The following is an 11,699-nucleotide window of genomic DNA, read 5'->3' as shown; positions in this document are numbered from 1 at the left end:
TTAGTTCGTAAAAATAAGTGCGTTTACCGCAATTAAAATAAAGAGGCCGCCTTGAAATAGCTTCAGTAGACGCACATTTTTATTGCTAATTTGCGTTCGTTTTTTAATTGTTGTGGCAATTTGTACTATGGCTAAATACCACAACATATCGATGAATAATACTGTACCCACTAAAATAGTCGCAGTGGTAATCGACGTCCCACTAGTTGGAATAAATTGACTAAATAATGCAAAAAAGAAAACGGCAAGCTTCGGATTAAGGAATGCAATAATAAAAGCTTGTTTGACGCCGTCGTTTGCCATTACTGAATGATTATTAATAACCGGCTCTGGCTTATTCGTTGAGCGTATCAACATTACACCCAGATAAATAAGGTACAACGCCCCTAGTGTAATTAAAATATTAGCCAGCATAGGTACTGCTTGGAACAAAGAAGACAAACCCAATATGGCGCCAACTGCATAAATTCCAACGGCAATTGCATGGCTAATACTGGCTAATCGGCCTGCATTAGCCCCTTGGCTAAAGGTTTGATTTAAAATAATGGCTAAACTCGGTCCGGGTGTCGCGGCGCCAAGCAAACAAACAAAGGCTAATGGCAACCATTCAATAAATGTCATTGCTATACTCGCATGATAATCAGTTGGTAATTGTCGCACGGAAGTGGATGACATTAAAAATAAAATTATGATCATCGTCATTAAGTGGTATAAAAAAATTAGGGTGAGTTAAAATCAACCAAATTCTCAGCGCAATATAAAAATGGAAGTTAAAATATGTTAATCAAAACGTTCATTATCATTTTTCTGGCAATTGTCAGTCATATAGTTTCAGCGGCGCAGCCATTTGCTATCGCTATACACGGTGGGGCGGGGACAATCTTAAAAAGTTCGATGACCCCTGAACTTGAAGCTCAATATCGAAAAAAATTAGACGATGCGAAACAACGTGGATATTCCATATTAAGTAGCGGTGGGACCAGTGAACAAGCCGTTTTAAGCGTAATTAAGATATTAGAAGATTCACCATTATTTAATGCGGGAATAGGCGCGGTTTATACCTACGAAGGTCAACATGAACTTGATGCCTCTGTTATGGATGGTAAATCACGAATGGCGGGGGCGATAACCGGAGTTAAAACGGTACGCCACCCAATTGAACTTGCCTCAGCTGTTATGCATAAGTCGGTGCATGTGATGTTAAGTGGTAGTGGGGCGGAAAACTTCGCTACAACAGTTGGCTTAGAACAAATAGACAATTCCATTTTTAATACTAAGCGTCGCTTTGAGTCTCTTCAGCGTGCCAAGGCAAAAATGAAAGCGTCGGCCAATTGGCTAAAAAATGAAGATTTTAGGTACGGAACGGTTGGGGCCGTTGCATTGGATAAATTTGGTAATTTGTTTGCAGGAACCTCAACTGGCGGCATGACTGCTAAAAGATGGGGAAGAATTGGCGATTCTCCTATTATCGGTGCTGGCACATTTGCCGACAACAAGTCCTGTGCGGTCTCAGCAACAGGCCATGGTGAATTTTTTATTCGATTTAATGTTGCCTCAGATATTTGTGCTCGGGTGGCCTATCAAGGTAAGTCAATAAAACAGGCTGGAGATGAGGTTATTTTTGACGTTTTAGAACCTGTAGGTGGCACAGGCGGCGTTATTATCATTGATACGAAAGGTAACATTCATATGCCATTTAATACCGCAGGCATGTATCGAGCGGCCCGTTCAAATAACGGAGTCGACAAGGTTTTGATTTATCGAGAGGAATAAATCTACCGATTTCAATTTTTTGTCGTAACGACAAAGTTATAATTTAATAAATAATTAAATAAAGTTTAATTAAAACAACGCAAATATTTTTATTTTGGCTAAATTTAAAGGAGTAGAAAAATAATTATAAAAGAGGATACTGGATGGAATCTGTAAAAGTTAAAGACCATATGAACCATCGACCTGTTTACTTTAAAGGCACAGAAACGATTGTTGAAGCGGTGGAAAAATTATTGCAATCTAAAAGCTCTGGTGGACCGGTACTTAATGATTTAAAAGAAGTTATTGGTTTTTTATCGGAACAAGATTGTTTAAAGGCCATGTTGTCTAGTACCTATCACAGCGGTGAGGCATCGGTTAACGTATCAGAATTGATGAAATTAAACGTGTTAACCGTTAAACCCTATGACAGTATCTTAGAAGTAGCAGATAATATGTCGGGAAGTAAGCCACGGGTTTATCCTGTCGTTGACGATGACAATCATTTGGTCGGTTCGATAGATCGAACAAATATTATCAAGGCTTTAGATTTGCACTTACATTCAATTTACGCCCGCGGCGTTCGGTTTGTTTAACGCTAAACAGTTAATTTAAAGAGAAAAGTTTTAATTAATCAACGCGAATATTCCATTTATGTTTGCTAATTACCTAATATATTTAGCCTCGAGGTACTTCGAGGCTTTTTTGTTTGAGTTTAAAAATGATAGAATTCCTTCCAATACCACTTTCTTTGGAAATGCAGTAAATCGTGTCTGAACCCGTCTCTTTATCCCATGTACTTAAACAAGATTATTTTCGCTTTAAAGCGCGCTTAAAAAAGATCAAAGCGAACGCCAACCTTGACGTGCAGTCAAAACAACTGATGACGTTAGAAAATGACATTAATCGTTCAGCGGATTTAAAGAAGCGAAAGCAAGAAAATTTAGCACGATTAAAAATCGACTACCCAGAGCAACTTCCGGTAAGTCAAAAGAAAGAAGAAATTAAAAAGGCCATCTGTAACAACCAGGTGATCATCATCGCCGGTGAAACAGGCTCTGGTAAAACAACACAAATACCTAAAATGTGTTTAGAGTTAGGTCGCGGTATTGACGGTAAAATAGGCCATACCCAGCCGAGGCGCCTTGCGGCAAGGAGCGTTGCAAATCGTTTATGTGATGAATTGTCCTGCGAGCTTGGCTCAGCTGTCGGTTATAAAGTTAGATTTAATGATCAAGTCAGTAATGAGTCTTTTATAAAATTGATGACTGACGGTGTCATGCTTGCGGAGATGCAAAGTGACCGATTTTTAAATCAATACGATACAATAATTATTGATGAAGCCCATGAGCGTTCACTTAATATTGATTTTATTTTAGGTTATTTACGCGAGTTGTTGCCAAAAAGACCTGATCTAAAGGTCATTATTACGTCAGCGACAATAGACCCGGAGAGCTTTTCCAAACACTTTTTTGATGCCCCTATTATAGAAGTGTCAGGGCGCACTTATCCGGTAGAAGTACGTTATCGACCAATTGATGAAATAGAGTCTGACAGTGACTCTGCGTATCAAGATAACGAACAAATAATGGCAATATTTGCTGCCGTAGAAGAACTTGAACGCGAAAGTCGCGGCGACATATTACTATTTATGAATGGTGAGCGTGAAATTCGAGACACGGCTGAGGCGTTGACCCGCCAAAATTATCGGAATACTGAAGTATTACCGCTTTATGCTCGATTGTCAGCCGCTGAGCAGAATAGGATCTTTGCCTCCCATAGCAATCGCCGTATTGTCCTCGCCACAAACGTCGCTGAAACGTCATTAACGGTTCCTGGCATCAAGTATGTTGTTGATACTGGAACGGCTCGTATATCGAGGTACAGCTACAAAACAAAAGTACAACGATTGCCAATTGAAGCCATTTCGCAGGCCAGTGCAAATCAAAGAAAAGGTCGTTGTGGTCGAACAGAAGCCGGTATCTGTATCCGTTTATATAGCGAGGAAGACTTTCTTAGTCGTCCAGAATTTACCACTCCTGAAATTTTGCGGACAAATTTGGCTTCCGTTATTTTACAGATGTTGTCATTAAATTTAGGTGACCTAGAGCAATTTCCATTAATTGAACGACCAGATGGACGTTTTATTAATGATGGGGTGAGATTACTCGAAGAGCTTGGTGCAATCGCCAATAATGCGCCAACACAGGCTAAACGTAAACGAAATCAACCTAAAGGCAAATTGAAACTCACCGAATCGGGGAGAATGTTGAGTCGAATACCGGTTGACCCACGTTTAGCAAAAATGGTCTTGGCAGCAGGGAAATCCAATATTTTGCACGAGATCATAGTCATTGTTGCGGTATTAAGTATCCAAGATCCGCGAGAACGTCCGTCGGATAAACAGCAAAAATCAGATGAATTCCATGCTCGATTTAAGGATAAAGACTCTGACTATGTCGCGTTTTTGAATCTTTGGGATTATTTGATAACGAGTCAGCAAAGTCTTTCAAGAAGCCAATTTAGAAAAATGTGTAAAGATGAGTTTCTCAATTATATGCGTATTCGAGAATGGCAAGATTTGGTTTATCAAATTGAACAAAGCGTGGCTGAAATTGGTTTTAAAGTAAAAACGAAACCAGAAGTAGAAGAGGCGGTTAGCCACGACAGTGAGTTGGATGATATTCCAGCGGTTGAACGCGATTATCAGGGGATCCACACGGCATTACTATCGGGATTATTAAGTCATATTGGCTATAAGCCACCAAAAGATCAGCAAAATAAACATAAAGATAAAGACAGCAAAAAACAAGGACCAGTCGGGTTTATTGGCGCGAGAAACAGCGAGTTCCATGTTTTTCCAGGGAGTCATTTATTTAAGACATCAGCACGATGGATTATTGCAGCGGAGTTGGTAGAGACAAGTCGATTGTTTGCACGTTACGTGGCAAAAATTGAACCTCAATGGATTGAACCCCTTGCGATGCACGTGGTTAATCGTAGCTATTCAGAGCCTCATTGGGATGAAAAGCAAGGCGCAGTTCTTGCCTATGAAAAAGTGACACTTTATGGCCTCGTAATTGTGCCAAAACGTAAAGTGCAATACAGCAAAATCGACCCAGTAGAAACTCGTCAAATTTTTATTCGTGAGGCGTTAGTTTACGGCAAGGTCGGTCCTAAAATTGACTTTATTGAGCATAATCAAAACATAATTGATGAAATCCAACGATTAGAGAACAAATCGCGTCGACGAGATTTGTTAGTTGAAGAGAGTGAAATTCATCATTTTTATGATAAGAGTTTAGGAGCAGAGGTCGTTAGCCGCGCAACCTTACTAAAATGGTTGAAAAAGGCTGACGTGGCTAAAATTAAGGCGACCGTTAAAGACTTTTTATTGAGTGAAGAGACTGCTCCGAGTCTTGCTGCGTATCCAGATTTTTGGCGCCAGGGCAATTTACAATTGCCAATTGATTATGATTTTGAACCGGGTCAAGATTATGCGGATGGCATTTCAGTCCGGATCCCTTTGCCATTGTTAAATCAAATCGACGATCTGGCCTTCGATTGGCATATTGCTCCACATAGACACGAATTGATCATCGCGCTAATTAAAGCGTTGCCTAAACAAACTAGACGTAATTTTGTCCCCGCGCCAAACTTTGCCGATGCAGTTTTACAGCGTATTTCGGATAAAAACATAACGCCTGATAATCGATTTTTAGACGTTGTTGCCGAGGCGTTGTTTAGAATGACTGGTACTCGAATTAATTTGGATGATTGGCAAAATGTCAGATTGCCGAGTCATCTAAAAATTAATTTTCGAGTGGTTGATGAAAATGACAAAGTTATTGAACAGGGGTTTGATTTAGGCGTATTAAAATCCACTTTACAGGGGCAAATTAAACACACAATCAAGCAAGCTGTTGATACGGGTATAGAACAACAAAATGTAGAAGATTGGACATTTGATAATTTGCCTCAAAGTTTTGTCAAAAAAGCCGGCAACTATCAGGTTAAAGCCTATCCAGCGCTGGTTAAGGCGGGAAAAAGAATCAATATTGAATTATTAGAAAATGAAGTGGTTGCGCAAACCGAACATCGACGAGGTGTTGTAGAATTATTAATTAAAACGTTGCCTTCCCCAATTAAACATCTACAGCAGAAACTGCCTAATAAATCTAAGTTGGTATTGTATTTTAATCCATTTGGCAAAATTGAACAGTTAATTGAGGATTGTATTCGGGCCACAATAGATGTTGAACTAAAAGATAATGTTCCGCGCACTAAGTCGCAGTTTGATGATTTTAGGGAGATGTTACGCGGTGATTTAAACGAAAAAGTTTTAAGCGTAGCTCAGCAAGTTGAACAAATTTTGCTGATTGGGCACCGAGTGTCTAAACAACTAAAAGGCAAAGTGTCGTTTGATATGATCCAATCCACGTCGTATATCAAAGCACATTTAGATTCACTGATTTTTAAAGGTTTTGTCAGTGAATGTGGGGTTGAACGGCTTCCCGATATTAAACGTTATGTCGCAGCATTAGAAAAACGGATGGAAAAGTTGAAAGTAGATGCGACAAAAGACAGGTTCAACCAAATTGAATTGGACAAGGTTTATGATCTTTATGATAAACAAATCGAAAAGGTTCAGAAGGGCATGCCGATGCCCGAGAAATTGCGTGAAATTTATTGGATGATAGAAGAATTGCGAGTATCAATGTTTGCCCAACAACTTGGCACAAAATTCCCGATATCGACTAAGCGCATAAAACAAGCCGTTTCGGAGTACATTTCCGAACTATAACAAACAATCGCCTGTGAATGGCTGACAACATTTAGTTTATGCTAAATAGTGTCGGCCATTTTTTTTATTAAAGCCCAATCGATTTCATATCAAGTTCCTGCGAACAGTAATTTTTCAAAATTTTAACAATATTCCCTCATGAGTTGTCAGTATTTTTTACACTTTTCAATAGCGCCATAATTTTAATTTTGTAAGTTGTTGTTTATTTGTCGAATTAAAAAAACGGAACATTTAATGCTTGGTTAAAAACTAAACACAACTTTCTTGTAAAAAGATGGAAACTTAGTTATGAAAACAATCAACAAAAAAATTCTAGCTATAGCAGTGGCGGCTGCTCTAGGTTCCAATATCGCTCCAAGTTATGCTTTTCCCGTTTCATTTCAAATTGACGCAAATACCAACGTAGAACTTAATGGAACAACAGACGTCGATACGGATTCCGATCCTAATTACGCTTCTGCAAGCAATAATTTAGGTGGTTATTATGCGCAAAGCTCCGCTAATGCAAAGGGGGATGATACTGGTTGGATCTACTCTACGAGTTACGGAACTGGGGGAACATTCGATAATACCTCAAATGTTACTCAAACCGTTACGGTCACTAATGACACTGCCTTTGATCAATTTATCGATTTTACTTTTACTGTGAATCAAGGCAGTTTATCTATTTACGAAGACTTCTTCTCGGAAGTTCCAATTGGCCTAGGCGAGTTTATAACAGCAGAATATAATGCTGGAATTAAATTTAACGGAGATGATATTTGGTCAAGTACCGCTACTTTAACAAAAAATAACGTAGGTCTTGATTTTACGACTGGCGGAACAGTACTTGGCTCCTATGGAGGTGACAGCAACTATTATTGGGGTGCTCATACAGACACGTTAGGCCTGGGGGTTATTGGCGCAGGCACTTCTTTCACCATCGAATATATGATTGAAACGCATACTGTAAGTAATTTACCGTTACTTGACGATTGCTATGACGGATATGGTTACGGTGATGGCTATGGTGATTATGGCGAAAATGGTGTTGATATTGATGTTAGTGAGTATGGTGAGTATGGTGATTACGGTGGAGGTATTGATTGTTTTGCCCAAAACCTATCTGCTTACGCTCAGTTTGGTGACCCGTTTGATTTTAATGGTAATAACGTACCAACTATGACACCAGACTCGTTCAACATTGGCAGTAACGCTGTATCAGAGCCTAATACGCCGTATTTACTCGGTTTAGGGTTAGCAGGACTAGCGTTTATACGCCGTAGAAAAGACAAAAAAACAAAGTAAATTAATGTTATCAATCAAGTAAAACAAAAAATGGAGCTATGAGGCTCCATTTTTTATTCAGCCAAAATGTCTAAGCAACAATCTGCGATTGCTTTAGCCTGATCTTTGCTGTCATAACCCCAGTACAAATTTTGAAAATTTTGAACATTAGCTTGAATTTTTGAATCTAACATCATTTGTTTAAGAGTCGTCTCAAAATCAACTTGCCTATTACTTGAGTAAAAAGTAGCAGCTAATCCTTGCTGAATAAGTCTTTGCGTGAGGATCCGCTGCTCTAGCTGATTTGGCACCAAAAGAAGCCGTTTACCAGCCAATAAAACGGCAGCAACAGTACCATGGCCTGCATTACATATAGCAAGGTCTACTTGATTTAAAACATGATCCATTTCAATTGGTTCAGGACTAAACGTAAGGTTTGTGAATTGAAGTGATGCTCGTTCTACATTTAATTTCGGGACATGTAGTATGGTTTCGGCTTCTATATTATTTAATGCCGTTAACAGTTGTTCAAAATCTCTCATATTCGAGTGTATATAAACAAATATCTTAAACTTGTCCGAAGTGAAGTCTATTTTTTTACCCATGCTCGAAGAAAAACGCGCTCCCCAATACTCTTGGTTCTTTCGGTTGGTATAATGATCGAGTTCTGGAAACGTACATAAAAAGTCTTCTTCTACGCTAAATAACTCTGCAACTTTTGTAATCGGTTGTTGTTTAAAATGGGTTAGGGTGTAGTTTGCGACTTTGACTAAATAATTATCAAGTTCGGCTATTTTATTCTCGGGAACATTATTAAAAAGACTGAAAGCCGGGGTTTTGTCTACACGCGGCGGTGAGAAAAATCCGGTTCCTATCATACACCGTTTTATATTTAGCGTCTGTGAAGCAATGATTGCTGCAGGTGCGTGGTCTGCAACAATCATATCAGCATTCAATAATTGCAGTGAATCGCGCCAGGATGACACCAAATTTAAACAGGCTTGTTCGTTAGAAAAGCCCAAAAATGTCATTATTTGTGAATAATTGACTGTTTGTTGTTTGGTGGCGTTGGTATTTTTAGCGATAGGAGCTTGTAGGATCCATTCGTCTTCAAAACCATTTTCCCTAATTAAATGTGCATGATCTAAATGTTTTAAAATCCAAGATACCTTAACGCCTGCACTTTTAAGATATTTTGCGATGGGTATAAAACCTGCGATATGGCCGTATCCCGCCCCATATTCCCAACAAAATACAAGATGTTTCATATTATGGTTTTCCAGTTTCATTATTAGAATGGATTTTCTGATACGTATCTATCACACCTTTATTGTTTGGTTGTGATTTGATGGCGAGTTCAATAAAGTATTTAGCTTTCGATTGGTTACCAATTTCGTGGTAATACCAGGCGATATTGTTACTGAGTTGCCAATTATCTTCGATCAATTTTTGCAATAAAGGGAGGTCAACAAAAGTTAAAGCCTGCTTTGGGTGGGTTGATGCATACCAATTAAAAGCATCGATTCGAAGGGTGACTTCATTAGGTGCTTGTGCAAAATAACGTGTTGTTGCATCAATGGCATCGTCGTAATCTTGTGTGATAGTAGCCAATTTAAATAGTTTAAATAAAATTTCTGGATGCGGTGAAAGCTCGAAAGACTGTAAATAGTGTTGTTTAGCCGAGTCGTAGTGCTTTTCAAAAACGTCAATATTGCCACTTAGCTCATAGTATAGTGGTAGCAATGGGCTTTTCGCGTCAATTAACGCTAATTTTTCTTTTGCATGCTTGAGTTTTTGTTGACGAATTAAATTTTGCACTTGAAGTAGTTTCAGTTCTGTAGTGTTGTTAAATAACTCCAGTGCATTTTCTATTCGTTGTTCTGCCAACAACCAATCTTGTGAGCGTGTCGCTGTTTCAATATATATCTGCCAATGAAAAATTTGCCAATTAGCACGGTTTGATTTTTCACTTAAAAATGTATCTAAGTTTTGCCATTGGTTATTGGATCGCAAATACGCAATATAGACCAGTTCAAAATTAGTGTTTTGTGAATTCTCAACTAGATTTTTAACAAAAATTAGGAGGTCATTTTTTTCTTCAATAGCTAATTGGTTAGCAGAACGTAACATCAAGAGTAACGGCGACGACTGGCTTTTATCTAATGTTAACAAAGCCTTGCCGAGTGTCACTACATTCAGCCAGTTGTTGGCTGCAAACTCATATTGTAATTTGAAACTAAGTGCGATGAGGTTTTTTTTATTAGTTCTTAGTAGCGCATCAAATAACAGGTTTGCTTTTTCATTCTGATTATTGATCCAAATAGAGAGCGCATACACGGTAGCTGATATGCCACTATTAGATGTAGTTTGATCCCATTCTTTAGCTTCTTTTATCGCTTCAGCCCGTAACTGGTTGTCGTTTAGCTTTTCCAAAATACGAAATGCTTTGGCATATGTACTTTTGTTTTCAGCAGGGTAGGATTTAGCTAGCTGAGTATAAAGCAACGTCGCTTTTTTTTGAGTAATCGAGGATTCAATCTTTTCTTTAAGTTGGTTTTGTAATTCTTGAATAACATCAGGGTCACGTTCGGGATCGATATTGTTAATAAGATAACTCGCTATTTTTATATCTGAAATATCGTCCAAGCTCATTTTTTCAAAATACTGAAGTGCATTGTCTAGCTTACTCTCGCGTAACTCCAATAACGTGAGAATTCTTAGCACGGGATCTTTAGGGGATAACTGTTCTGAAATAGGTGATAGTGTGTTGAAGGCAATTTCATAACGTTTATTTCTAAATGCACTGACACCCGCGACAATTCGATTTGCTTTTGACGTTAAACCATTTTGTAATGCCCTAAGTGCGAGCAATTGAGATTTTTCGAAATCATTGTTTTGATAAGCTAATATCGCTTCGAATTGATCGATTATTGGTCGCTTGTCACCTGCGTTTCTTGCGAGTGAAATATGCTGTTTAGCCAGATCAACGTTTTCAAGTTGTAAGCTTGTTTGAACAATATACACATGTATGTTTGGCAGGTCGGGGCGGTTTTTATTTAGTTTTGTCAAAATGTCTAATGCTTGTTGATGTTTCCCCACGTCCGATAAAATTAGGGCGGTGATCAGCTGAAAACGTGGCTCCTGTGTAATTTTAGTATCCAAGTTTTGTAAATAGATTAGGGCATTTTGCCTTAATTTAAATGGTGATTGTCGATGATGTTTTTGTGACGGACTTGGCGGCTTAAGAAAGTTAAATTTAGATTCATATAAGGCCAATTGAAAACTAATTAATGACGTGTCCTTCACTTCAGACAGCAATTCAGTTGCCGTATCATGTTGTTCTTGCCGCAACATTAGTCGTGCTTTATAACTTTTAATAATATCGGTTAATTCAGTTTTAGCTAAATCGAGCTTAAGCTGTTTCAATTTATTTAGATATAACAAAGATTCAAAATATTTATCAAGGTCATCGATATTTCTCGGCGTAGCTGAAACAGCCGGTTTTAAGAATCTTTCGGCCTGAATAAAGTAGCCGATTTGGTAATAGAATCGTCCTGCTTCTAGTCTTACTTCTTCACTATGAGGGTATTTTTGTAAGGCATTTTTAGTATTAATTAATGCGGTATGGTAATCATTGGATTGGGTGTTTTGATGAATTTTCTGGACGTATTCATCTTCACTTAACTGCTGTTCGCAGGAAACCGTTAATAGCAGAAAACAACTAACTAAAATGGAGCTAACAACCTTGTTATTGTTCATTTTATAAACCCATATGTTTTTAGTTTAATATGGGCGTTAGACTTTCTATTGTCAATTTTGTCGTCTTCATTTTTGAATAAAAATTATCATCTAGGGCTGTCAATTTCTCTTGCAGAAT

At 38.3% G+C, this 11,699-nt stretch carries 7 protein-coding genes; 4 read left to right on the top strand and 3 right to left on the bottom strand.

What is annotated here, in order from left to right:
* Window positions 1-621, bottom strand: a complete 621-nt coding sequence (locus tag Q4575_RS11880; RefSeq protein WP_303523058.1) for a LysE family translocator — start codon at window positions 619-621, stop codon at window positions 1-3.
* Window positions 622-777: 156 nt separating this feature from the next.
* Between Q4575_RS11880 and Q4575_RS11875 the strand changes: the two genes are divergently transcribed.
* From Q4575_RS11875 to Q4575_RS11860, 4 genes are all read left to right on the top strand, one after another.
* Window positions 778-1,773 (top strand): isoaspartyl peptidase/L-asparaginase family protein, encoded by a 996-nt coding sequence (locus Q4575_RS11875; RefSeq protein ID WP_303523057.1) that lies wholly within the window; start codon window positions 778-780, stop codon window positions 1,771-1,773.
* Window positions 1,774-1,916: 143 nt separating this feature from the next.
* A complete protein-coding gene (locus Q4575_RS11870) occupies window positions 1,917-2,348 on the top strand; it encodes a CBS domain-containing protein (protein WP_215962363.1) in 432 nt (143 codons plus the stop codon).
* A 170-nt stretch (window positions 2,349-2,518) separates the two neighbouring features.
* A complete protein-coding gene (gene hrpA / locus Q4575_RS11865; protein WP_303523089.1) occupies window positions 2,519-6,556 on the top strand; it encodes an ATP-dependent RNA helicase HrpA in 4,038 nt (1,345 codons plus the stop codon).
* 288 nt (window positions 6,557-6,844) lie between these two features.
* A complete protein-coding gene (locus Q4575_RS11860; RefSeq protein ID WP_303523056.1) occupies window positions 6,845-7,843 on the top strand; it encodes a PEP-CTERM sorting domain-containing protein in 999 nt (332 codons plus the stop codon).
* Between the two features lie 53 nt (window positions 7,844-7,896).
* Here Q4575_RS11860 and Q4575_RS11855 read toward each other — a convergent pair whose 3' ends face one another.
* Both Q4575_RS11855 and Q4575_RS11850 read right to left on the bottom strand, forming a co-directional pair.
* Complete coding sequence (locus Q4575_RS11855) at window positions 7,897-9,090, bottom strand: glycosyltransferase (protein ID WP_215962365.1); 1,194 nt, start codon at window positions 9,088-9,090, stop codon at window positions 7,897-7,899.
* A 1-nt stretch (window position 9,091) separates the two neighbouring features.
* A complete protein-coding gene (locus tag Q4575_RS11850) occupies window positions 9,092-11,581 on the bottom strand; it encodes a hypothetical protein (RefSeq protein WP_303523055.1) in 2,490 nt (829 codons plus the stop codon).
* Between the last annotated feature and the right edge of the window lie 118 nt (window positions 11,582-11,699).

Origin of the sequence: Psychrosphaera sp. 1_MG-2023 (genome assembly GCF_030548245.1) — a bacterium.
Classification (GTDB): domain Bacteria; phylum Pseudomonadota; class Gammaproteobacteria; order Enterobacterales; family Alteromonadaceae; genus Psychrosphaera; species Psychrosphaera algicola.
Note: the sequence above shows the minus strand (reverse complement) of the source record. Positions and strands in the feature narration are given on the sequence as shown.